Source organism: Paenibacillus sp. FSL W8-0194, from assembly GCF_037969745.1.
Lineage (GTDB): Bacteria > Bacillota > Bacilli > Paenibacillales > Paenibacillaceae > Paenibacillus_AQ > Paenibacillus_AQ cookii.
Window position 1 is genome coordinate 1,726,710 of record NZ_CP150205.1, and the last position, 24,349, is coordinate 1,751,058.

At 58.4% G+C, this 24,349-nt stretch carries 16 protein-coding genes; 15 read left to right on the plus strand and 1 reads right to left on the minus strand.

What is annotated here, in order from left to right; all coding sequences use genetic code 11:
* Positions 1-4 precede the first annotated feature (4 nt).
* The 10 genes from grpE to MKY58_RS07485 all read left to right on the plus strand — a co-directional run bounded on the left by grpE (position 5) and on the right by MKY58_RS07485 (position 9,138).
* Positions 5-613 carry a nucleotide exchange factor GrpE gene (gene grpE / locus MKY58_RS07440; RefSeq protein WP_339324057.1) on the plus strand — a complete coding sequence of 203 codons (609 nt, stop codon included), beginning with the start codon at positions 5-7 and terminating at the stop codon, positions 611-613.
* A gap of 57 nt (positions 614-670) precedes the next feature.
* On the plus strand, positions 671-2,518 hold the full coding sequence (gene dnaK, locus MKY58_RS07445) for a molecular chaperone DnaK (RefSeq protein WP_212947241.1): 1,848 nt from the start codon (positions 671-673) through the stop codon (positions 2,516-2,518).
* Between the two features lie 113 nt (positions 2,519-2,631).
* On the plus strand, positions 2,632-3,750 hold the full coding sequence (dnaJ, locus tag MKY58_RS07450; protein WP_339324058.1) for a molecular chaperone DnaJ: 1,119 nt from the start codon (positions 2,632-2,634) through the stop codon (positions 3,748-3,750).
* 183 nt (positions 3,751-3,933) lie between these two features.
* A complete protein-coding gene (locus MKY58_RS07455) occupies positions 3,934-4,296 on the plus strand; it encodes a hypothetical protein (protein ID WP_212947238.1) in 363 nt (120 codons plus the stop codon).
* Between the two features lie 60 nt (positions 4,297-4,356).
* A complete protein-coding gene (locus MKY58_RS07460) occupies positions 4,357-4,557 on the plus strand; it encodes a YfhD family protein (protein WP_036712349.1) in 201 nt (66 codons plus the stop codon).
* 170 nt (positions 4,558-4,727) lie between these two features.
* The gene (prmA, locus tag MKY58_RS07465) at positions 4,728-5,699 is read left to right on the plus strand and encodes a 50S ribosomal protein L11 methyltransferase (protein ID WP_339324059.1); all 972 of its coding nucleotides are present in this window, start codon (positions 4,728-4,730) and stop codon (positions 5,697-5,699) included.
* Positions 5,699-6,379: a site-2 protease family protein gene (locus MKY58_RS07470; RefSeq protein WP_339324060.1), complete on the plus strand. Its 681-nt coding sequence runs from the start codon at positions 5,699-5,701 to the stop codon at positions 6,377-6,379. The genes prmA and MKY58_RS07470 overlap by 1 nt, the downstream gene beginning before the upstream one ends.
* A 121-nt stretch (positions 6,380-6,500) precedes the next feature.
* The gene (locus MKY58_RS07475) at positions 6,501-7,265 is read left to right on the plus strand and encodes a 16S rRNA (uracil(1498)-N(3))-methyltransferase (RefSeq protein ID WP_339324061.1); all 765 of its coding nucleotides are present in this window, start codon (positions 6,501-6,503) and stop codon (positions 7,263-7,265) included.
* 2 nt (positions 7,266-7,267) lie between these two features.
* Positions 7,268-8,605 carry a tRNA (N(6)-L-threonylcarbamoyladenosine(37)-C(2))-methylthiotransferase MtaB gene (gene mtaB, locus MKY58_RS07480; protein WP_339324062.1) on the plus strand — a complete coding sequence of 446 codons (1,338 nt, stop codon included), beginning with the start codon at positions 7,268-7,270 and terminating at the stop codon, positions 8,603-8,605.
* Between the two features lie 101 nt (positions 8,606-8,706).
* Positions 8,707-9,138 carry an NUDIX domain-containing protein gene (locus tag MKY58_RS07485; RefSeq protein ID WP_036712389.1) on the plus strand — a complete coding sequence of 144 codons (432 nt, stop codon included), beginning with the start codon at positions 8,707-8,709 and terminating at the stop codon, positions 9,136-9,138.
* Between the two features lie 103 nt (positions 9,139-9,241).
* Here the strand turns inward: MKY58_RS07485 and MKY58_RS07490 are convergent, their stop codons facing one another.
* Positions 9,242-10,216, minus strand: a complete 975-nt coding sequence (locus tag MKY58_RS07490) for a Na/Pi symporter (protein WP_339324063.1) — start codon at positions 10,214-10,216, stop codon at positions 9,242-9,244.
* 130 nt (positions 10,217-10,346) lie between these two features.
* Between MKY58_RS07490 and MKY58_RS07495 the strand changes: the two genes are divergently transcribed.
* The 5 genes from MKY58_RS07495 (at position 10,347) to MKY58_RS07515 (ending at position 24,256) form a co-directional block, all read left to right on the plus strand.
* Positions 10,347-11,717 carry a class I SAM-dependent rRNA methyltransferase gene (locus MKY58_RS07495; protein ID WP_339325079.1) on the plus strand — a complete coding sequence of 457 codons (1,371 nt, stop codon included), beginning with the start codon at positions 10,347-10,349 and terminating at the stop codon, positions 11,715-11,717.
* Between the two features lie 323 nt (positions 11,718-12,040).
* Entirely contained in the window at positions 12,041-15,550 is a 3,510-nt protein-coding gene (gene addB / locus MKY58_RS07500) for a helicase-exonuclease AddAB subunit AddB (RefSeq protein WP_339324064.1), read from the plus strand.
* Positions 15,547-19,599: a helicase-exonuclease AddAB subunit AddA gene (gene addA, locus MKY58_RS07505; protein WP_339324065.1), complete on the plus strand. Its 4,053-nt coding sequence runs from the start codon at positions 15,547-15,549 to the stop codon at positions 19,597-19,599. Before addB ends, addA begins: the two co-directional genes overlap by 4 nt.
* A 68-nt stretch (positions 19,600-19,667) precedes the next feature.
* On the plus strand, positions 19,668-20,846 hold the full coding sequence (locus MKY58_RS07510) for an exonuclease SbcCD subunit D (RefSeq protein ID WP_339324066.1): 1,179 nt from the start codon (positions 19,668-19,670) through the stop codon (positions 20,844-20,846).
* Positions 20,843-24,256: an AAA family ATPase gene (locus MKY58_RS07515; RefSeq protein WP_339324067.1), complete on the plus strand. Its 3,414-nt coding sequence runs from the start codon at positions 20,843-20,845 to the stop codon at positions 24,254-24,256. Before MKY58_RS07510 ends, MKY58_RS07515 begins: the two co-directional genes overlap by 4 nt.
* Positions 24,257-24,349 lie beyond the last annotated feature (93 nt).

A 24,349-nucleotide genomic window follows, 5' to 3' on the forward strand; every position in this document is an offset into this window, starting at 1 on the left:
CATCTTGAAAGAAAACCAGCAATTTCAAGAAAACGAAAACGAACTGAATGAAAACCAAAACATCGAGGAAGCGGCCGAACAAGAAAAAGCGGCTGCCGAGGCGGGCACAGATGCTTCTTCTGCGGAAGAGGAACATGCGGGAGCGGTTGACCCGGCGCAGCTTCAAAGCGAGGTACAGCGTCTTCAATCGCTTGCCGACGAATATCAGCAGCGCGCACTGCGGACCCAAGCGGATTTTGACAACTTCCGCAAACGGACCTTGAAGGAAAAAGAGGATTTTGCTAAATACGCTTCCTCCAAGCTGATTACGGAACTGCTGCCGATCATCGACAATTTTGACCGGGCGATCTCCGCTGCCGGCGACACTGCCGAAATCGAATCTTTCGCCAAGGGCGTGAACATGATTTTCCGCCAGCTTGAAGGCGTGCTGAAGGCCGAAGGCCTTGAAGCGATGGATTCGGTAGGAAAGCCGTTTAACCCCGAATTCCATCAAGCGATCATGCAAGTGGAAAGTGACGAATACGAAGAAGGCATCGTCGTTGAGGAAGTCCAAAAGGGCTACATGCTCAAGGACAGAGTGCTGCGACCGGCCATGGTCAAAGTCAGCATGTAATTCGGCGGCTTTTGAATATAAAGCGTCTGATTCATAAATGAAGGAGGATATTTTCTCATGAGTAAAGTTATCGGTATTGACCTTGGAACAACCAACTCCTGCGTAGCCGTGATGGAAGGCGGCGAAGCCGTCGTCATCCCGAACCCGGAAGGCGCGCGCACGACCCCTTCGGTCGTCGGTTTCAAAAAAGACGGTGAGCGCATCGTCGGCGAAACGGCAAAACGCCAGGCCATTACGAACCCTGACCGTACCATCATCTCCATCAAACGCCATATGGGCTCCAACCACAAGGAAGTCATCGACGGCAAAGAATATACGCCGCAAGAAATTTCTGCGATGATTTTGCAGAAGCTGAAATCCGATGCCGAAGCCTATCTGGGACAGCCTGTGACCCAAGCGGTCATTACGGTTCCTGCATACTTTAACGACAGCCAGCGCCAAGCAACGAAAGACGCGGGCAAAATCGCGGGCCTGGAAGTTCTCCGGATCGTCAACGAACCGACGGCGGCGGCGCTGGCCTACGGCCTCGAAAAATCGGAAGACCAAACGATCCTGGTTTATGACCTTGGCGGCGGTACGTTCGACGTATCCATCCTGGAACTGGGCGACGGCTTCTTCGAAGTAAAAGCGACCAGCGGCGACAACCACCTGGGCGGCGACGACTTCGACCAAGTCATCATCGATTACCTCGTCAACGAGTTCAAAAAAGAACAAGGCATCGACCTGAGCAAAGATAAAGCTGCCGTTCAGCGTCTGAAAGACGCGGCGGAAAAAGCGAAAAAAGAACTTTCCGGCGTACTGACCACGACGATCTCCCTGCCGTTCATCACGGTCGTCGACGGCGTTCCTCAGCACTTGGAAGTGAACCTGACCCGGGCCAAATTCGAAGAGATCTCCGCAGACCTCGTCGAACGTACGCTGGGTCCTACCCGTCAAGCGCTCAGCGATGCGGGCATGACTCCGAACGACATCGACAAAGTCGTGCTTGTTGGCGGCTCGACGCGTATTCCTGCCGTTCAGGAAGCGATCAAAAAGCTGACGGGCAAAGAGCCTCATAAAGGCGTAAACCCTGACGAAGTCGTCGCGCTGGGCGCAGCGGTGCAAGCCGGCGTGCTGACGGGCGACGTCAAAGACGTCGTATTGCTGGACGTCACTCCGCTGTCCCTCGGTATCGAAACCGCAGGCGGCGTATTCACGAAAATGATCGAGCGCAACACGACGATCCCTACAAGCAAATCGCAGATTTTCTCTACGTACGCCGACAACCAGCCGAGCGTGGAAATCCATGTCCTGCAGGGCGAACGCCAAATGGCGGCCGGCAACAAAACGCTGGGACGTTTTATGCTTGGGGACATCCCTCCGGCACCGCGCGGCGTGCCGCAAATCGAAGTTACGTTCGACATCGACGCGAACGGGATCGTCAACGTGTCCGCTACGGATAAAGGCACGAACAAAACGCAAAAAATCACGATCACTTCTTCCAGCGGCCTGAGCGACGAGGAAGTAGAACGCATGATGAAAGACGCCGAGGCGCATGCCGAGGAAGACCGCAAACGCAAAGAATTGGTTGAAGCGAAAAACAACGCCGACCAGCTCGTATATTCCACCGAAAAAACGATCAAAGACCTTGGCGACAAAGTCGATGCGGCGGAAGTGGAAAAAGCGAACGCAGCCAAAGACAAAGTGAAAGCGGCGATCGAATCCGACGACCTCGAGCAAATCAAAAAAGCAACCGAAGAGTTGACCGAAATCGTGCAGCAGCTTTCCGTGAAGTTGTATGAGCAAGCGGCTCAGGCTCAGCAAGGCGCAGAAGGGGCCCAAGGCGGCCAGGAAGGCGCAGCTAAAAAGGACAACGTCGTCGACGCGGATTACGAGGTTGTTGACGAGGATAAAAAACAAGGTTAACCTTAAGAAAGTTATGTTCAGGAAGGGAAGGTCAAAGCCGGGGCATCCCAGGTGCTTCGGCTTTCCTTTTTCCATGAGCGGCATATTCCAGAGGACACAACGGGGGTGGAAGAGTGGCTGATAAGCGTGATTATTATGAGGTGCTTGGCGTCGGCAAAAACGCTTCGGAAGACGAAATCAAAAAAGCTTACCGCAAGCTGGCCCGCCAATATCACCCGGACGTCAACAAAGCGGCTGACGCGGAAGCCAAGTTCAAGGAAGTCAAGGAAGCTTATGACGTGCTCAGCGACAGCCAAAAACGCGCCACTTATGACCAGTACGGACATATCGATCCGAACCAGGGCATGGGCGGAGGATTCCAGGGAGCGGATTTTGGCGGCTTCGGCGACATTTTCGACATGTTTTTCGGCGGCGGCGGCCGCCGCGACCCGTATGCGCCGCAGCGGGGGAATGACCTTCAATATACGATGACCATCGAATTCAAGGAAGCGGTATTCGGCGTGGAAAAGGATATTACGATTCCGCGCACGGAAAACTGCGACACCTGCCATGGAACCGGCGCCAAGCCGGGCACGAAACCGCAAACCTGTTCCGTGTGCCACGGCTCCGGCCAGCAGGAAGTGGTACAAAACACGCCGTTCGGGCGCATGGTGAACCGCCGCAGCTGTTCGAACTGTAACGGCACCGGCCAGATCATCAAGGATAAATGCTCGACTTGCGGCGGCAGCGGCAAAGTGAAAAAGCAGCGCAAAATTCATGTCAAAATTCCTGCCGGCGTGGACGACGGCGCCCAGCTCCGCATGACGGGAGAAGGCGAAGGCGGCCTGCGCGGCGGCCCTTCGGGCGACCTTTACATCGTCATTCGGGTCAAATCCCATGATTTCTTCGAACGCGAAGGGGACGACATCTACTGCGAAATTCCGCTGACCTTCGCCCAAGCCGCGCTTGGGGACGAGATCGAAATCCCGACGTTGACGGAAAAAGTGAAGCTGAAAATCCCTGCGGGCACCCAAACGGGAACTTATTTCCGTTTGCGGGGCAAAGGCGTTCCGCGCCTGCGCGGCATCGGGCAAGGCGACCAGCACGTGAAGGTCGTCGTCGTTACGCCAAGCAAGCTGAGCGATGAGCAGAAGGAGCTGCTTCGCCAGTTTGCCGCCCTTGACGGCGAGCAGACGCACGAGCATGAACAATCGTTCTTCGACCGCATGAAACGCGCTTTCCGCGGGGAATAATGGATATATAAGCACGACGGGGAACCGGCCATTAGTTGGCCGGTTTTTTTCGTGTCCAAAGCCGGCTAGCCGCGCTTTCGTCGGAATCGGCGCATATTCGGTCCGCATAAGGCAAAATCTAACCAAAGGCAAAGAAAGCCTATGCAACAGCCAAGGAAGACATACGACAGGCAGGTGAGCGTTTTGAGCGAAAAAAATATTTTGGCATATTTCAAAAGCCCGGAAGAAGCCGAAAGCGTGTCCCGGAAGCTGCAATCGCTGCGCGTCGTGGACATGTCGATCGACCGCTTCAGCATGTACCCGGGGACCGATCCTTATGGGGACCGGAACCTCACCGGCATGGACAGCCTGAGCTCCGTGACGTTCGGGAACACGATCGGCGGCGATGCCGGGGTGCTGGCGGCCACGAACACGTCGGCCAGCGGCATGAGCGACGGGGGCCAAGGAGGTCCGACCGGACGGGATATTTTGCTGACCGTCGTGGTCGAGGAAGAATCCTTCGATAAAGCGATGAAAATTATCGAAGAAGCGGGCGGATTTGTGTAACTTTTCCAAAGGATGGCTGTCTTGAAGACATGTTTACCAATTCGAAAGAGGTGCAAAATCATGGCAAGCCGTGATAAAAAGGGACGCATTATGACCAAAACGGAAAAAATCAAGGAACTGATGTCCATGAAAAACGAAGACGTCGAATTTTCCGGGGCGCTTGCCGACGCGGACGACGTGGAAGCGATCCGCCGCAGCGAAGCCGCCGACGAGCGCCAGCTGCGCAAGATGGATGACGGCTGGACCTCCCCTAAACCTTGATGCGGGAATCCGCCTCGATAACCGTGCACAAGCTGACAAAGCCTGGGCGCGGTTATTTTTTTCGCAGGGAATCGAAGGTTAACGGCTAATTTCCTTAAAATTTTGTACTCGGCAGCCCATGTATAGTACAATAAAAGCTATGCACGAGTTGAGGAGGAAGATGAATTACGATGTTATGGCATGAATTGACGATACATACGACTGAGGAAGCCGTGGAGATGATTTCCAATTTCCTGCATGAAGCCGGGGCAGGCGGCGTTTCGATCGAAGAATCCGGTTCGTTGAACAAAAAGCGCGACACGTCTTACGGTCAATGGTACGAGGTGCCGCTTAACGATATTCCTGAAGGACAAGCCGAAATCAAAGGATATTTTTCGGAAGAATCCAAGGTGGAGGACATTTTGGAGGAAGTGAAGCATAGAATCGAAGGGCTGCGCGAGTTTGAGATCGATCCGGGAGATGTCCGTTACGAGATCAAAACGGTCAACGAGGATGATTGGGCGACCGCCTGGAAGCAGTATTTCAAGCCGCTGCGGGTCTCCGACCGGCTGACGATCAAACCGACCTGGGAGGAATACGAGCCGGAGCATGAAGCCGAAAAAATCATCGAGCTGGACCCCGGCATGGCATTCGGCACGGGCACCCATCCGACGACGGCGTTATGCCTGCGGACGCTGGAGAAGGTGATCAAAGGCGGAGAAGAAGTCATCGACGTTGGAACGGGTTCGGGCATTTTGTCCATCGGGTCGGTTTTGCTCGGGGCAAAACATGTGCTTGCCCTGGACCTGGACCCCGTGGCGGTATCCAGCGCGCGCGAAAATACGGCACTGAACGGCATGGAGCGGCAGATTACGGTAAAAGAAAGCGATCTGCTGGGGCTGCTAAGCGGCGGCAACGGAAGCGAGCTGGGAATCACGCTGCCGGTCGACATCGTCGTGGCCAACATTTTGGCTGAAATCATTTTGCTGTTCATCGATGACGTGTATCAGGCGCTTAAGCCGGGCGGCGTTTATATCGCGTCGGGCATTTATAAAAATAAAGTGGAAATCGTACAGCAGGCACTTGAGGATTCCGGTTTTGCCATTGAGGACGTATGCCGCGATGAGGACTGGGTCGCATTTGTAGCTAGAAAGAGGTCATAATGGATTTTTTGAACAAAATACTCAGCGTACCGCTCGAACAGCTCCCTTTTTATTTGGTCGTGCTGGTCATCGCCTTTACGGTGCATGAATTTTCGCATGCTTATTTTGCCTATAAATTCGGCGATCCGACGGCAAAGCTGCTGGGCCGGGTTACGTTAAATCCCGCCGTTCACTTCGACCTGCTCGGGATCATCTTGCTCCTGATCGCCGGCTTCGGCTGGGCGAGGCCCGTTCCGGTCAACCGCGACAATTTCAAAAGCCCGCGCTTGATGGGCGTGGTCGTGTCGGCCGCAGGTCCTTTGAGCAACTTTTTCCTGGCAGTCATCGGCACGTTCATCTATTCGCTGCTCATCAGCACGGGCGTGCTGGCGTCGATTTCGAATGAAAAGCTGCTGGAAGCGATCATGATGTTTTTCCAGCTGTTCGGACTGATGAACTTTTTCCTGTTTTTGTTTAACCTTATTCCGCTGCCGCCACTGGACGGCTACCGGATCGTGGAGGATCTCGTTCCTCGCCGCGTAAGGGGCAAGCTGCAGCAGGTGGAGCAGTGGTCGGTGTTTATCTTTTTGCTCATTTTGTTCATTCCGGTGCTTCAAAGTTACACGATTAAGCCTCTTTATACGCTGGCCTACAATTTATATAACCACTTCATGCAGGTCTTTTTGCATATTTTGTCATAGGCCGGGGGCGCCCGACCGGTAAACATGTACTGGTCACAAGCCGGGCAAATGTTGTATGATGAGGATTGTGATTTTTTTAAATTCAGGATTTTTGCAAAATCTTCAATAGGATGTTGATGACATGCAGCGGTATTTCGTATCGCCCGAGCAGTTCAAGGAAAATACAGTGGACATATCCGGCGAGGATGCGCGCCATATTTCGAAGGTCATGCGCGGCAAAAGCGGGGATCAGTTCATCGTCAGCGACGGCGTGTCCCGCGAGGCGCTCGTCGAAATTGCGTCGATCGAATCCGGCACGGTCACGGCGGCAATCGTCCGGCCGCTGGAGATGACGCACGAGCCCGCCGTGAAGGTAACGATTGCGCAGAGCCTGCCGAAAGGGGACAAGATGGAGACCGTCATCCAGAAATGCACCGAAATCGGCGCGGTTTCCTTCGTTCCGTTCATTTCGGAGCGGACGATCGTCCAGTACGATGCCAAAAAGGAATCCAAGCGGCTGGAGCGCTGGAACAAAATCGCGAAAGAAGCGGCCGAGCAAAGCCACCGGAATACGGTTCCGCGGGTTGCGCAGCCGCTTGGCTGGAAGCAGCTTTTGGCGACGTTCCGCAACTACGATGCCGTTTATTTTTGCTATGAGAAGGAAGAAGGCCTCCAACTGCGGGATGCGTTGAAACCGTTCATCGGCGTCATGCCGGCGGACCGTTCGCCGCGCGTACTGCTCCTCGTCGGTCCCGAAGGCGGGTTCAGCGAGGAGGAATGCCGTCAAGCGGAGGAAGCGGGAGCGGCCAGCGTCGGTCTCGGCAAACGGATCCTGCGCTGTGAAACAGCGGGTATGGTTGCCCTTGCATGCATACTTTACGAATCCGGAGAAATGGGGGGAGTTTGAAAATGCCATCCGTTGCATTTTACACATTAGGTTGCAAAGTTAATTTTTACGACACGGAAGCCATCTGGCAGCTGTTCAAAAAAGAAGGCTACGAGCAGGTGGATTTCGAACAGACCGCAGACGTTTATTTGATCAATACATGCACCGTAACGAACACCGGTGACAAGAAGAGCCGGCAGATCATCCGCCGCGCCGTGCGCCGCAACCCCGAAGCGATCATCGCGGTAACGGGCTGCTACGCGCAAACGTCTCCGGCCGAAATTATGGACATTCCGGGCGTCGATCTCGTCATCGGCAACCAGGACCGCGACAAAATCATTCCGTTCGTGAATGAAATCCGCGAAAAACGCGAGCCGATCAACGCCGTGCGCAACATCATGAAAAACCGCGTGTTCGAGGACATGGACGTTCCGAGTTTTGCGGACCGGACCCGCGCTTTCCTGAAAATCCAGGACGGCTGCAACAATTTCTGCACGTTTTGCATCATTCCGTGGTCCCGCGGGCTGTCGCGCAGCCGGGATCCGAAAAGCATCATCACCCAGGCGCATCAGCTGGTCGAAGCGGGCTACAAAGAAATCGTGCTGACCGGCATTCATACGGGAGGTTTCGGCGACGACCTCGAAAACTACCGTTTGTCGGACCTGCTGTGGGATTTGGACAAGGTGGACGGGCTGGAGCGGATCCGCATCAGTTCGATCGAAGCCAGCCAAATCGACGACAACATGCTGGACGTGCTGAACCGCTCATCCAAAATGTGCCGTCATCTGCATATCCCGCTGCAGGCGGGAGACGATACCGTTCTGAAACGGATGCGCCGGAAGTACACGACCGAGGAATTCTACAACAAAATGCAGATGATCCGCCAGGCGATGCCGGACGTCGGCATTACGACGGACGTCATCGTCGGTTTCCCGGGGGAAACGGATGAAATGTTCCGGAACGGTTACAATTTCATGAAGGCGATCAATTTCTCCGAGATGCACGTGTTCCCGTATTCCCAACGGAACGGTACGCCCGCTTCGCGGATGCAGGACCAAGTCGACGAGGAAATCAAACACGAGCGCGTGCGCGAGCTGATCAGCCTTTCGGAGAGCATGCAGCTCGCCTATGCGGAAAAATTCGTCGGCCAAGTGCTGGACGTCATTCCGGAAGGCTCGAAAGAATCGCATGGTCCGGGCAAAATGCACGGCTTCAGCGACAACTACCTGCAGCTTGTTTTTGACGGCTCCGAGGACCTTCAAGGCCAGATCTGCCGGGTGAAAGTCACCAAAGCAGGCGTGCATGAATGCGAAGGCCAGCTTGTCCGCGTTCTGGACGGAGCTACCGGCGCAGCGATGTAAACCAGAAATCAAATGGATTGAAAAACAAGGATTTCATTTCCGGTGCAAACAAGGAAGTGGAATCCTTGTTGCACTATGGCTTCGGCAAGGGAGGAATCGGGATGGCCAGAACGGAGATTTCGGCGGGCGGCGTCGTATACCGCTGCGAAGGAGACCGGCTGATGGTGCAGCTCATCACGGATCGTTACGGCAAAATTTCGCTCCCGAAAGGGAAAATGGAGCCCGGCGAGACCGTAGAGCAGACCGCGCTGCGGGAAATCGAAGAAGAAACGGGAATCAGGGGAGAAATCGTTGCTCCCGTGGATATCATTAAATATAAGTACATTCACCCTGTCCATGGCGAAGTGGACAAGGAAGTCCATTATTATCTCGTCGAAGCCAAAAGCGGCACCTTGCGCCCGCAGGTGGAGGAAATCAGCGGCGTCTCCTGGTACGACCCGAAGGAAGCGTGGAGCAGGCAGGAACAAGGCGGTTACGACAACAACGACGTCATCGTCCGCAAGGCGCTCGCCCGTCTTGGCATTCAGGTCTAAAGGGCATCAAGGGCAATACGTTTCGCTGTCGACGACATGCATCCCCAGATGTGCGCAATCGTGTCGAAACGTCGAGGCCGCCTTTTTGGAGGATCATCGGGGACTATCCGTGAAAACGGATTTTTTTCCACGCCGGCAAATAACATAACGGGAGCGCGGCGAGCGAACAAAGGATGTTGAACAGCGTTTGGGCATGGGCAATCTGGGCGCCGCTCTCGGCGGACAGCCAGGACACCGCAAGCTGCAGCTGCGGGATGAAGGGCATAAACAGCAGCGCGCCGCCCACGTTGAGCACGACATGCGTCCAGGCGACGAATTGGCCGGATTTCGTGCTTCCGACCGCGGCAATGACGGCCGTTACGCAAGTGCCTACGTTCGCGCCGAGCACGATGCCGATCCCGACGGCCACCGGGAGCGTTCCGGACGCCGCCAGCACGATCGCCAGGCCGATGACGGCAGCGCTGCTGTGCATAAGCGCGGTTAAAGCCGCGCCCGCAGCGAGGCTCCACCACAGGTTATGCGTGGATTGGGCGATAAACCATCCGAACAGTCCGGATGTTTCGAGGGAAGGCCCGATCATCTGCATGACGCGGATGCCGAGCATGACCATGGCAAAACCGGCGGCGGCCAGCGCCATCAGCTGTATCGGCTTAAAGCGCCCCGCTTTGCCGCTTTTCCCAAAAAGCCCGTACTCGTCGAACAGGACCGCAGCCGCCCACACGACGATGGAGACGCCAAGCAGCGGCAGCGCGATTTGGCCGATCTGCAGGCCGATCAGCTCGGTCGTGATGCATGTGCCGATATTGCTGCCGAGAATGATGCCCAGCGTCCGGTCGAATGATAGCAAGCCGGCATTGACGAGTCCCATCGTGAGCACGGTCACGGCCGTGCTGCTTTGGAGCACCGCCGTAATGCCGGTGCTGAACAGCATGCCTTTGAGCGGGGAGGCGGTCGCTTTTTGCAGAAAGGACGAAAGCAGCGGTCCGGCCCAGCTGCCCAGCGCGGCTTCCATCACTTTCATCCCGGCCAGGAAAATGATCAGCCCGTACACGACGGGGAAAATTATCGTATGAAACATGGGTAAGGTTCTCCTTTGCGAATTCTTGTCCATGTATAACGTATATGTCGCTGCTTGGACAACCATGACACGGGAGGCCGGGGAGCAAACCATTAGGATCAAGAAATAGACATGAGTAGGAGTGGACATGTTGGCAACTGTCGTTCTTCATAAAAACCGCAAAAAAAGGCTGGAGCAGGGTCATCCCTGGATTTTCAAAAACGAAATCGAGTCGGTTCAAGGCGATCCGCAGCCGGGGGACCTGGTCCAAGTCGTGAACCATCAAGGCCGTTATTTGGCGACCGGTTATTACAACCCGGCATCGCAGATTACCGTGCGCGCCGTTTCCTACCGCGAGATCGAAGCGATGGACGAGGACTTTTTCGCCGAGCGGTTCCTTGGCTGCCTGAAGCACCGGGAGCGCTTCCTGGACGAAGGAAATGCTTATCGCCTGGTGTATGGGGAGGCCGATTTCCTCCCGGGCCTCATCGTGGACCGGTTCGATGACGTGCTGGTCATTCAGCTCTTGACGCTGGGCATGGATATCCGGCGCAAGGAAATCGTCGGCGCCTTGGCTAAGGTGATGAACCCGCGCGGCATCTATGAACGGAGCGATGTACCGATCCGGGAGCTCGAAGGGCTGGAGCAGACGAAGGGGCCCCTTTACGGCGAATGCCCGAGATACGTTACGGTCCGGGAAAACGGGCTGCTGATCCGCGTCGATATCGAAGAAGGGCAAAAAACCGGCTACTTTTTCGACCAGCGGGAAAACCGCGCGTCCATCGAGCCGCTGATGACCGGCTGGGGCGAACGCAGCGGGATCGAGGTTCGGGAAGTCGAAGAAAACGGGCAACGGGTCCGGCGTCCGGTCAACAAAAGCGGCAAGGTCGTCACGTTCCCTTTCTGGGACGGCGCGACGGTGCTGGAATGTTTTTCGCATACCGGCAGCTTTACGCTTCATGCCTGCAAATACGGGGCCAAAAAAGTGACCTGCCTGGACATCTCCCAGCATGCGATCGACAGCGCGCGGGAAAACGTGGAGCTGAACGGCTTCGGCGACCGCGTGGAGTTCGTCGTGGATGACGCGTTCCAGTATCTTCGGTCGCAGGTCAAAGGGCTGGAGGAAAGACAGATCCGTTCCGCCGGCGCAGGGAAGATCGATACCTCGCAAAAAATGACCGCGGGGGGCGGCAGAACATGGGACGTCGTCATTTTGGACCCGCCAGCCTTCGCGAAAACGAAAAGCGCCGTAAAAGGCGCCTGCAGAGGATACAAGGACATCAACCTGCACGGCATGAAGCTGGTGAACGAAGGCGGGTACCTGGTCACGGCAAGCTGCTCGTACCATATGCGCCCCGATTTGTTCCTGGAAACGATCCGGGAGGCTGCGGCGGATGCAGGGAAGATTCTGCGTTTGATCGAATGGCGTGCCGCCGGGAAAGACCATCCGCAAATTTTGGGCGTCGATGAAGGGCACTACCTGAAGTTTGCGATTTTCGAAGTGAGAAGCAAAACCTTTTAATCGGGAAGATACCGGACTGCCGCTTTGAATCCGAGAGGATTCGGCGGCGGTTCTTTCTTTTTTTTTGCAAGAAAATAGGAGCTTCGAAAAAATGCGGCCTGCAGCGCCTTTTTGCAAATACTGGACGTTCAACCCTGGCGGAAATTTAGTGGTAAAATAGGAGAAGCGCTCTGCACGGCAGAGCTAACGGCTGCAGGGCTACCCGACGTAGATGTGATTATTGCAAACATACGTTCTATTTTATGCTGTGTATGATATACTGGAAGGTAGATTTGGAGCAAAATCCATAGTTTTTTATTTTACATAGATGAAGGGGGAGGAACATGCCGGTTCATTTTCTTATCGGACGATCGGGCAGCGGCAAAACGACGGCCATATTGGATCAAATTTCCGCCAAACTGGAGGCCGAGCCGCAAGGGAATGCGATCATTTTGCTCGTTCCGGAGCAGGGTTCGTTCCAGGCCGAACACGGGCTGGTTACGTCGGGGCGGATCAAGGGGAGCGTCAGGGCCCAAGTGCTCAGCTTCCGCCGCCTCGCGTACCGCGTCATGCAGGAGACCGGGGGAACGGCGCGCGTCGGCATCAGCGACGAAGGCAAAAAAATGCTGCTGTACAAAATCATACAGCGCCGCAAGGACGAGCTGAAACTGTTTGGGGCCTCAGGCGAGCAGCTCGGGTTCGTCGGCAAGCTCGGCGACGTGTATACCGAGATGAAGCGGTATTGCGTCGATGCGTCCGCCGTCGGGCAGCTGCTGGAGCAACTGCCGCCGCAAGGCGTCACGCCGATCCTTCGCAGCAAGCTTGAAGATTTGTGGACGGTATACAAAGATTTCGAGCAGGAAATGTCACCGCTGTATATCGACGAGGAAGACAATTTGATCCGTTTGACCGAAGCGGTGAAGGACTCCGCCTATTTGCGCGGAGCGGAAATATGGATCGACGGGTTCCACGGCTTTACTCCGCAGGAGCTTTTGGCGGTCGGCCAGTTGATGCTTCATGCCCGGTCCGTCACCGTTTCCTTGACGCTGGACAAACCTTACGACGGCGAGCGGATGCCGCATGAGCTCGATTTGTTCCATCCGACCGCCACGACCTATGTCAAGCTGAGGGGTATGGCGGAAGAATTGGGCCTGGACATCGACGATACGGTGCTCGCTCCGCCTGTGCCGCCGCGTTTCGCGGAAAGTCCGATGCTTGCCCATTTGGAGCGGGGGTACGATCGCCGCCTTCGCTACGAGGCGAACGCCGGCCTTCGCTGCGAAGCGATTTCGATCCATCCTGCCTCCAGCCGGCGGGCGGAGGTCGAAGGAGCGCTGCGGGAGATGCTTCGGCTGTCGCGCGAGGAAGGCGTACGCTTCCGCGAAATGGCCGTGTTCGTGCGCAATCTCGCGGATTACGAGCATCTCGTCATGCCGCTTTTTCACGATTACGGCGTTCCGGTTTTCCTTGACCAGAAAAGGAGCGAGCTTCACCATCCCCTTGCCGAGTTCATTCGCGCCGCGCTGGATGTGGTCCGGCGGTTCTGGAGGCACGAGGATGTGTTCCGCTGCGTCAAAAGCGACCTGCTTCTCCCGCTTGACGGGTCTCTGACGCGCGAAGACATGGACCGCTTCGAAAACTATGCGCTCGCTTGCGGGTTTCAGGGCTACCGCTGGACGGACGGACGGCCGCTCAAGGCGGTCCCGAGCCTGTCGCTGGAGGAAGGGGGATCTGCGGGGCAGAAGACGGCCGAAGAGACGCTTGAGCTGATGGAACGCTGCCGGGCGGCGGTAACCGGGCCGCTGGCTGCTTTCGAGAAACGGATGAAACGCGCCAAAACGGCACGGGAGATGTGCACGGCCGTTTACGGGCTGCTTGAAGACGCGGGCGTTCCCCAGAAATTGGACGCGTGGAACCGCGAAGCGCTGCTCGGCGGCCGTCCGGAAGCGGCCAGGGAGCATCGGCAGCTTTGGGGCGAGGTGCTGGATTTGCTGGATCAGATCGTCGAGATGATGGGGCCGGAAAAAATGGCGTTCGACCTGTTCGCGGGCATGCTGGAGACCGGGCTCAGCGAGCTGAAGCTTGGACTCGTGCCCCCTTCGCTTGATCAGGTGCTCGTGGGAACGATGGACCGGACCCGCACGAGCGGCGTCAAATACGCTTTTTTGCTCGGGGTGAACGACGGGGTCATTCCGGCGGTGTTCCAGGAGGACGGCGTCCTTACCGAACAGGAACGGTCCGTGCTTGCGGATGCGGGCATGGAACTGGCCCCCGGCATTTCGCGCCGGCTGCTGGACGAACGCTTCCTGATCTATAACGCCTTGACTTCCGCCAGCCGGCATGTCTGGATCAGTTATCCGGCGGCGGACGACGAAGGGAAGGAGCTGCTTCCTTCGGAAGTCGTCCGCCATTTGGCGAAAATGTTTCCGGGGCTTCAGGCACGGCCGCTTTTGGCCCAGCCGGGAGCGGAACAGCCCGCTTCGGAGCACGAAGCCTTCATCGAACATCCCCGTCAGACGCTGAAGCATCTGATCGTGCAGCTGCGACGATGGAAACAGGGCATGAACATGCCGGAGATATGGTGGAACGCCTACAACTGGTATTTAACCGATCCGCAGTGGCGCGGACCGCTCGACATGCTGCTCCGTTCGCTGTTTTACCGCAACGGCGCGCAGCCGCTTTCGGCCGGCACCAGCCGCCGGCTGTACGGCAGCAAGGTCCGCACGAGCGTGTCGCGGATGGAGAGGTTCGTGGCGTGCCCGTTTTCGCATTTTGCCTCCCATGGTCTAAAGCTGAGGGAGCGCCAGCTGTACCGGCTGAAGGCGCCGGACATCGGTCAGCTTTTTCATGCCGCGCTAAGCGAAATGGCCGTTCGGCTGAAGGAGCAGAACCGCAGCTGGGGAAGCCTGACGGCGGAGGAATGCCGAAGGGAAGCGGAACTGACGGTGGAACGGCTCGCTCCGATGCTTCAGGGCGAAATTTTGCTCAGCTCGAAGCGCTACGGCTACATTTCAAGGAAGCTGAAAAACATCGTCGGCAGAGCCTCGGTCATTTTGGGCGAGCATGCCCGCCGCGGCAGCTTCGAGCCCGTGGGGCTGGAGCTTGATTTCGGGCCGGGGAAACCGCTGCCGCCGCTGACCTTCAAGCTGGAGAACGGTTCCGTGATGGAAGTCGTCGGCCGAATCGACCGCGTGGACCTGGCCCATGGGGAAAACGGGCTTTTGCTGCGGGTCATCGACTACAAATCCGGGCATAAGGACCTGAAGCTGCATGAAGTGTATTACGGACTTGCGCTGCAAATGCTGACGTATTTGGACGTGCTGCTGACCTATGCGGAGCAGTGGCTCGGGAGCAAGGCGCTGCCGGCAGGGACGCTGTATTTTCACGTGCATGACCCGATCCTGCAGTCGGCCAACGGCATGACGATGGAACAGGCGGCGGAAGAGCTGCTCAAACGGTTCAAAATGAAAGGGCTGCTGCTTGCCGACAGGGAGACGGTATCCTTGATGGACGCTTCCTTGGACAAGGGGCATTCGTCCATTCTGCCGGTGGCCGTCAAAGCGGACGGCAGCTTCTACAGCAGCGCTTCTGTGGCAACGCCGGAACAGTGGGACGACTTGCTGGCTTCGGTCCGCCGCAGCATCGAAAGCATCGGAACGAGAATTACGGAGGGCGACGTGAAGATCGAACCGTACCGCATCCAGCAGGAAACCGCCTGCACGTTTTGCCCGTTCAAGCCGGTATGCCAATTTGACGAAACCGTCGAAGGCAACCACTACCATCTGCTGGGCAAACCGGATAAAACGCAGGTATGGGAACTGTTGTCCGAGCATAAAGGAGGAGAAACGTCTTGAGCTTAAAACCGAAACCCGAAGGCAGCATATGGAGCGACGACCAATGGAAGGCGATCGCCGAAACGGGCGACGACATCCTTGTGGCCGCTGCGGCAGGTTCCGGCAAAACCGCCGTGCTCGTGGAACGGATCATCCGTAAAATAACGGACGAGGAGCAGGGATTCAGCGTGGACCGCCTGCTCGTGGCAACCTTCACGAAGGCGGCGGCCGCGGAGATGCGGGACCGGATTCGCGAAGCGCTGGACAAGGAGCTGGAGAAGGAGCCGGACAACGTGCATTTGCGACGTCAGCTTTCCCTTCTGGGCCGGGCGTCGATCACGACGCTCCACTCCTTTTGCCTCGAGGTCATCCGGCGTTACTACCAGATGATTCCCTTGGACCCGAATTTCCGGATCATCAACGAAAACGAAGCGGAGCTGATGCGCCAGGAGCTGCTCGAAGAGCTTTTCGAGGAAAAATACGGCGAGGAAGCGGACGGCAGCGATTTTATCCGTCTGGTGGATTGGTTCAGCGGGGAGCGCAGCGACGACGCGATGCATCTGCTGGTGCAAAAGCTCTACGATTTTTCCCGCAGCCATGCCTGGCCGGATCAGTGGCTGCGAAGCATGGCCGAAGCCTTTGCGGTTCGGGATGCCGCCAGCCTCGGAGAAACCGCCTGGGTGCGCAGCATTTTGCAGGATGCCCGCCTGGCGCTGGCCGGCGCGGAAGGCCTCCTGCGGCAAGCGCGCGGACTGGCGTTGGCTCCCGGAGGACCGGCCCCGTACGCGGATAACCTGGACGCCGATCTGGACATGGTCCGCGGCCTGCAAGAGGCGTTGGATCATCGTCCTTGGGAAGAACTGTACGGGGTATTTCAGGGCATTTCCTTCGGCAAGCTGAAAAGCGTGCGCAAGGACGATACCGATCCCCGGCTGCAGGAGCGCGTGAAGGAACTGCGGGATACCGTCAAAAAAACGCTGACCGATCTGCGGGGCGCGTTGTTTGGCCGCCCGGCCGAATCCTTTTTGGCGGAAATGAACGAAGCGGCCCCGCTGATGCGGGAGCTTGCGGAGCTTGTGATTCAGTTCGGCAACCGGTTCGAAGCGGAAAAACGGAAGCGGGGGGCCGTGGATTTCAGCGATCTGGAGCACTATTGCCTGCGGATTTTGCTGCATCCGGATTCGACGCCGGAGCGTCCGATGCCTTCCGATGCGGCCGTTGAATACCGCGAGCAGTTTGACGAAGTGCTGCTTGACGAATATCAGGATACCAACAGCGTGCAGGAGACGATCGTCGGGCTGATTTCAAGGGAACGGCCGGGAAACCGATTTATGGTCGGCGACGTGAAGCAGAGCATCTACCGGTTCCGGCTGGCCGAGCCGGGGCTGTTCCTGGATAAATACCGAAGCTACGGCAGCGAGGGCGGAAGCGGAATCCGCATCGACCTGGCGCGGAACTTCCGCAGCCGGATGGAAGTGGTTGACGCGGTCAACGTCATCTTCCGCCAAATCATGAACGAAACCGTGGCCGAGATCGGCTACGACGAGCGGGCCGAGCTTGTATACGGGGCTTCGTTTCCCGATCCGGAGGAAACGGCGGCGGATCCGTATGCGCCCGAGCTTCTGCTGATCGACCGTGCCGGCAGCGGGCCGTCCGAGCCAGAAGAGGCGCAGGCCGGCGAGCAGGACGGGGTGATGCAGGAAAGCGAAGTGCTGGAAATGGAGACGGCTCAGCTTGAAGCAAGGGCCATTGCCAAAAAGATCAGGCAGCTGATGGGCGACACGTCCGCCAAGCCGCTGCTCGTTTACGACAAGGGCCTTAAAGAAATGCGCCCGGTGCGTTACGGCGATATGGTCATTCTCCTGCGTTCCGCCTATATTTGGGGGCCGCTGATGATGGAGGAGCTGAAGCAGCTCGGGATTCCCGCCGACGGCGAGCAGGCCCGCGGTTATTTTCAGGCGACGGAAGTGGAAGTGATGTTGTCCCTTCTGCAGGTCATCGACAATCCCATGCAGGATATTCCGCTCGCCGGCGTACTCCGTTCCCCGATCGTCGGCTTGACGGAGGAAGAACTTGCGCAGATCCGGCTGGTTCGAGGCGGATCGTTCTACGATGCGCTGAAGGCGGCCGCTTGGCCCGGTACGCCGTCCGCCGGAGACGAGGCCCGTCGGGAGCTCCTGCTTGCGGAAGCGGAGGCCGCGGCATCCGCGGAAGCCGTGCCTTTCCCTGCGGACCGCGCGGCGGCCAAGGGGGACGCCGGGGCGATCGGGGCCGAAGCCGATGACGGCATCCCGGATGCTTTGCGGCAAAAAATTCAAGGGTTCGCGGAGCAGCTGCAAAACTGGCGCGACGCCGCGCGCAGAATCAGCCTCGGGGATTTGATCTGGCAGGTATACCGGGAGACCGGATATCTCGATTGGGTCGGGGGACTCCCGGGAGGCGCCGAGCGCCAGAACAACCTGAAAGCATTGCACGACCGGGCCGTCCAATTCGAACAGACGACGGCATCCCGGGGATTGTTCCGGTTCCTGACCTTCGTGTCCCGGCTGCGCGACCGGGGAGGCGACCTCGGCGGCGGCAGCGGCACCGAGCAGCGGGACAACGCCGTACGGATCATGACGATCCACAAAAGCAAAGGGCTCGAGTTTCCCGTCGTGTTTTTGGCAGGCATGTCCAAAACCTTCAACCAACAGGATTTGAACGCTCCGTTCCTGATGCATAAGGAACTGGGTTTCGGGCCCAAATTCGTGGACGAGGAGAAGCGGGTCAGCTTCCCGACGCTCCCGAACCTCGCGATCCGCCGCCGCTCCCAACTGGAGCTGCTGGCGGAGGAGATGCGCGTGCTGTATGTCGGGCTGACGCGCCCGAAGGAGAAGCTGTACCTGATCGGGACGATCAAGGACGCCGGCAAAAAGGCGTCATCCTGGGCCCAGGTGCTTGAGCAGCCCGAATATACGCTTCCGGATTATTTGCTCGCCAGAGGGCGAAGCTACATCGACTGGGTGGGTCCGGCGCTCATCAGGCATCCGGGAGCCGGTAAGCTTCGGGAGCTGGCGGAAACGGACGCCGCTCCCCCGCCGGTCCTCGCTTCCGATCCCTCCAGGTGGAGCGTATCGGTGCTTTCTGCGGACGAGCTTTCGCTGGCGGCGCTCGGCGGCTGGGAAGAGGAGGAGGCGTCCTCTCCCGAAAGGAAACTGCGGCTGCAAGCCATGATGGAACGCCGGCCGGTGGAAACCGCGGAGAGCGGGGAGGCCCGCGGCGAGTCCTGGGTATCGGAACGTTTGACCTGGCGGTATCCTTACGAAACCGTGACCCGGCTGTCCGCCAAAACGTCGGTGTCCGAAATGAAGAAGCTGCTGACGCTGCAGGACCAGCCGTCCGAAAATTGGATGGAGGACGAGATGCTTCGCCGGGAACTCTCGGCCGGTCCGGAACTTACTGCGGCAGCCACGCTTCCGCTCAGGCGGCCGAAATTCATGGAACTAACGGCGCTGACGCCGGCCGAGCGCGGCACGGTGTACCATACGCTGATGCAGCATATACCGCTGGACCGGGGCCATGTCGACGCCGAGGCCGTCCGGGAAACCGTGAGCCGTCTGGTCGAACGCGAGCTGCTGACGCGCGAGCAGGCGGAGGTCATCCGGCCGGAAGAAGCGGGCATGTTTTTTGCCACGGAGGTCGGAAAGCGGCTGCTGGCCGCCGAATGGACGGCCCGGGAAATGCCGTTCAGCTACGGCATGCCCGCGGAGGAAGCCCATAAAGGACTGTTCTCGCAGCAGGCGGGCCTGCACCCGGATGAGCCCGACTTGTTCGAGGCCTCCGCTTTAAACGGAGAAACGGTGCTGATCCAAGGCGTGGTCGATTGTCTGTTCCGCCATGACGGCAAGCTGGTGCTGGTCGATTATAAAACGGACAGGGTGCTCGAGCATCGCGGGGGAATCGACGGGCTCACCGAACGGTATCGGTTCCAGCTGAACCTGTACGCCAGGGCGCTGGAAGACATTTTGCACGAGGAAATCGCCGAGAAATGGCTGTACTTTTTTGACGGCGGACATGCCGTCCGCTTGTAGGATCAAGTTTGCGCATGCCCAATTTGATAGATATCAAGTTTTGCACATGGGAAAGGGGAGAACGCCGCATGCGGATACTGCATACCGGGGACTGGCATTTCGGAAAAACGCTCGAAGGCCGCAGCAGGCTGAAGGAGCAGGAGAATTTCGTGGACGAGCTCGTCCGCATCGCCGATTGGCAGCAAGCGGATTTGATCTTGATGGCGGGAGACGTCTACGATTCCGTCAATCCGCCCGCGGCCGCGGAGCAGCTTTTTTACGAGGCTTGCGCGAAGCTGACGGCAAACGGGCGGCCTTTGGTCGTCATCTCCGGGAATCACGACCAGCCTGAACGCGTTTCTTCGGTTTCGCCTTTGGTGGCGCGCCAGGGGATTACGCTGATCGGGCTGCCCGTGGCCGAGGCGGTGACGGTGGGCGTGTCCCGGACGGGGGAACTCGCCAAAATCGCCGCGCTGCCTTATCCTTCCGAAGCCAGGCTGAACGAACTGCTTTCGGCGGAAGGCGGGGAAGAAGAGCTGCGCAAGGCGTACAGCGCCCGCGTAGGCACGCTCATGAAGAAGCTTGCCGGGCAGTTTAAGCCCGAAACCGTCAATCTGGCCATGAGCCACATCTACGTGCTGGGCGGCTTGGAATGCGATTCTGAACGCCCGATCCAGGTAGGCGGCGCGTATACGGTCGACCCGTCGGCTTTGTCGATCGGGGCCCAGTACACGGCGCTCGGGCATCTTCACCGCCCGCAGGCGGTGAAAGGGGAGGGCATCATCCGGTACAGCGGCTCTCCGCTTGCTTACAGCTTTTCGGAAGCGGGTCAGGCCAAGTCGGTCATGATGATCGATGTTGCGCCCGGAGGCGCGCCTGCGCTGGAGGAGGTGCATCTGTCCTGCGGCCGCCCGCTTGTGCGCTGGAAAGCCAAGGGAGGGCTCGAAGAAGTGCACCGATGGCTGGATGAAGGCAGGGATGCCGACGCTTTTATCGATCTTGAAATATCCCTTAACGAGTCGTTGTCGCTTGGAGAGATCCAGCGCCTGCGCCGAAGCCGGGACGGCTTCGTACATATCCGTCCGATTTATCCGGAAATGGAGCGGGAAGAGCTTCGGCAGGAACGTTCCGGGCTCCCGGTGTCCGAGCTGTTCCGCAGGTTTTACCAGCGGCAGACCGGCGGGGCCGAGCCGGAGGACGAATTGGTGCAGCTGTTTCTCGAGCTCGTGGCGGAGGACGGGAACGCGAAGGAAGGTGAGGCCGAATGAAGCCGATTCAATTGAAGCTGTCCGGGCTGCAGAGTTACAGGGAGATGCAGCAGATCGATTTCGAGGATTTATGCGACATGGGGCTGTTCGGCATCTTCGGGCCGACGGGAAGCGGCAAATCCACGCTGCTTGACGCGATGACCCTCGCCCTGTACGGCAAAGTCGAACGGGCGGCGAACGGGACGCAGGGGATCATGAACCATTCGGAGGATTCCCTGTTCGTCTCCTTTTGTTTCGAACTTGCTTCCGCCGAAGGCAAGCGTCGCTTCCGGGTCGAACGCAGGTTCAAAAGGACGGGCGACCTTTCCGTCAGCAACACGCTCAGCAGGTTTATCGAGGTCACGGAGGAAGGCGAGCATGTCATTGCCGACAAATTGGCCGAAGTCACGCGCTGCGTGGAAGAGAGAATCGGACTGAAAATGGACGATTTCACGCGGGCCGTCGTGCTGCCGCAGGGCAAATTCGCGGAGTTTCTTTCCTTGAAAGGCAGCGAACGCCGGCAAATGCTGCAGCGGCTTTTTCATCTGGAGCAGTACGGGGACCAGCTGGGCATGAAGCTGAGCCGCCGGATCAAGGAAAACGACGGCGCGCTCAAAGCCGTGGAAGCGGAGCAGCAGGGGCTTGGCGAAGCGGGGGAAGAAGCCCTTCAAGCGGCGGAAGACCGTTTGGGCGAGGCCGTAAGGCATGCGGGAGCGACCCGGAATAAACTTCAGGAGCTGAACGCGGAAGCCGAAAAAAAAGGGAAAATCCGCGAGCGTCAGCTCGAAAAAGAACGGAAGCAGGCCAAGCTGGAGCAATTGCAGGCTCTGGAACCGGAAATGCAGCGGCTCGAACAAAAGCTGGCGAAATCGGTCGCGTCGTCGTCCATGATGCCGTCGCTTGCTTTATGGCGGGAAAGCCTGCAGGATTGGAAGCAAAAAGAGGCGCTTGCGGCGGAGCTGGAAAGGGCGGCCGCCGAAGCGCAGCGGGAAGCGGAACAGGCCGGCGCATCCGACGATGCGGCCCAGCAAGCGCTGGCAGCCGGGGAACCGAAGCTGCTGCAGCGGAAGGAACAACTGGAGCAGGCGGTTCTGCTTCAGAAGGAAAGGGACGAAATCAAGTCGCTGTACGAGCGGCTCCATCGCCAGCGGAAGGAAGCGCAGGACGGAATGCTGGAGCTCCGCCAGCTGCTAGCCAAGGAGCAGGAGCTGCTCAAACGGGGCGAACAGAAGCAGGCGGAACTCCAGGAAAAGCTGGGCGAGTTGGAAGTGACCTCCAAAGAACGCTCCTTGCTGCATAAGGCGCTGGAGCTCCGGCAATTGCTCCGTTCCGCCGAAGACCGGTTGATGAAAGCCCGCCGTGAATGCGGGGAGCAGCAAACTAAGGCGGCATCCGCAAACGAGCAGCGGCGTCAGGCGGAACGCGAGCTCGTTATGCTGCAGGAGCGCGAACGGCAGTTGTCTGCCGGCATGTCCTCGCTGCTGTCGCAGGCGGAGCAAGCGAGCCGGCAGACGGAGCAATCGCTGCGCGATGCGGAACATGCCGAGCTTCGGCTCCGGGAGGAGCTGAAGCATCGCCAGCTCCGAAGCCTGTCGGCCGCGCTCGCGGCGGAATTGCATGATGGACGGCCCTGCCCGGTATGCGGTTCCTTGGAGCATCCGGCGCCCGTTTTGGCGGAGGACGCCGATGCTGCACAAGAAGAGCATTCGCTCCGGCTGCTTCAAGAAGCAAAAAGCCGGCTGCAGGAGGTAAGGTATGCCCTGCGGCAGCTGATCCACGAAGTTTCAGGTCTTCCGGGCGCTTCCGCCTCTTCTCTGGCAGACTCTGGCACGGCTCAGGCCGCGGCTGCAAAGGAAGAGGAGACGGCTGAAGCCGGAGATGATGTCGCCGCCGTTACCGCTTGGTCCGTGCGCGCAGACGAACTGGAACGTGCGCGGGAATCGCTTGCCGCGGCGCTGCTCCGCGTAAAACAAGAGACGTCCGAGCTTAGCGAAAAACGCGAAACGCTGCGCCAGCAAACGCTGAAGCAAGAAGCCGCGGCCGAAGCGGACGCCGCCTTGCTGAAGCGGCTGAAAGACAACGTGAACCAGCTGTCGGACGAGATCGGCGAGCTGAACGCAAGATGGTCGGAGGAGCTGCCGGAGCTGCCGATCGGCGAGGTCGAAAGCCGTTGGTCGCTTCTGCAGCAGAAAGACCGCGAGGCGGAGGACGTGAAAGAGCGCCTGCGCCGCAGCGTGCCGTTCCTCGACGAGAAAAAGCAGGCGGTCCAGTCGCTCGAACGGAATTTGCTTGAGGCCGAGAAGCGGCATATTCAGCTCGATGCCGAGCTCCGGGGCAAGGAGGAGCTGCTCGCGGAAAAAGAGGAGCGCCTTCAAGCCTGGATCGGAGACCGCCGGGCCGAAGCCCTTTTGGAGGCCTGCCTGGGCGAACTGAAAGCTTTGCGGGAAACGGCTGCCGAGGCAAAGCGGCTGAGACAATCGGCAGAGCAGGCGAAACACGAAAGCGCAAAGGCTTTTGCCATGGCGAAGCAGGCCGCGGAATCGGCCGCGGCGCATCATGAAGCTGCCGGGCGGCGCTGGGAGGCGCTGTTGCAGGATTCCCCGTTCGCCACGGCGGCCGAAGTGGAAGAGTCTTACCTCTCTCCTTCGGAGGCCGATGAGCTTGCCGCGAAGGTAAGGCAGCATCGGGACGGAGAACGCGATTTGCTGGCGGCGATCCGCCATATCGAAGAGCAGCTGGCGGGCAGCTCCTTGACGGAAGAAGAGTGGCTGCAGGTGAGCGGCGAGCTCGCGGCAGCCCGGGAGGCCGACGAAGAGGCCCTTCGGATGAAGGCGCGGGCCGAGCGCGATCTGGAGGACGTCAAAAAGCGTCACCTCCGTTGGACGGAGCTCGAAAAGCTGCGCATGCAGCGCCAACATGAGGCCGAAAAGCTTGCCAAACTGCAATCCTGCCTGCGCGGCAACGCTTTTGTCGAATATATCGCCGAGGAGCAGCTGATGCAGGTCAGCCAGTCCGCATCCCAGCGCTTGGCGTTTTTGACCAAGCAGCGGTATGCGCTTGAAGTCGATTCCGGCGGAGGTTTCCTGATCCGGGACGACGCGAACGGAGGCGTCCGCAGGCCGGTATCCACGTTATCGGGAGGCGAGACCTTCCTGACGTCGTTGTCGCTGGCTCTGGCCTTGTCGGCCCAAATCCAGCTACGCGGCCAATATCCGCTTCAATTCTTTTTCCTGGACGAAGGTTTCGGCACGTTGGACCCGGATCTGCTCGAGACGGTCATTACGTCGCTGGAGCGGCTGCATAACGACCATCTTTCCGTGGGCGTCATCAGCCACGTTCCGGAGCTGCGGGCCCGCCTTCCGCGCAAGCTTGTGGTCATCCCGGCCGACCAGGCCGGCGGAGGCTCCAGAATTGCCCTGGAGCAGCTGTAGTGATCCATTTCACAGCGGCTCCTGCGAATGGCTGCTAATATCGGTTGTGGACAAGCCGACCTTCTCTTTTTCCTGGAAGCCCCTTTCCGGATT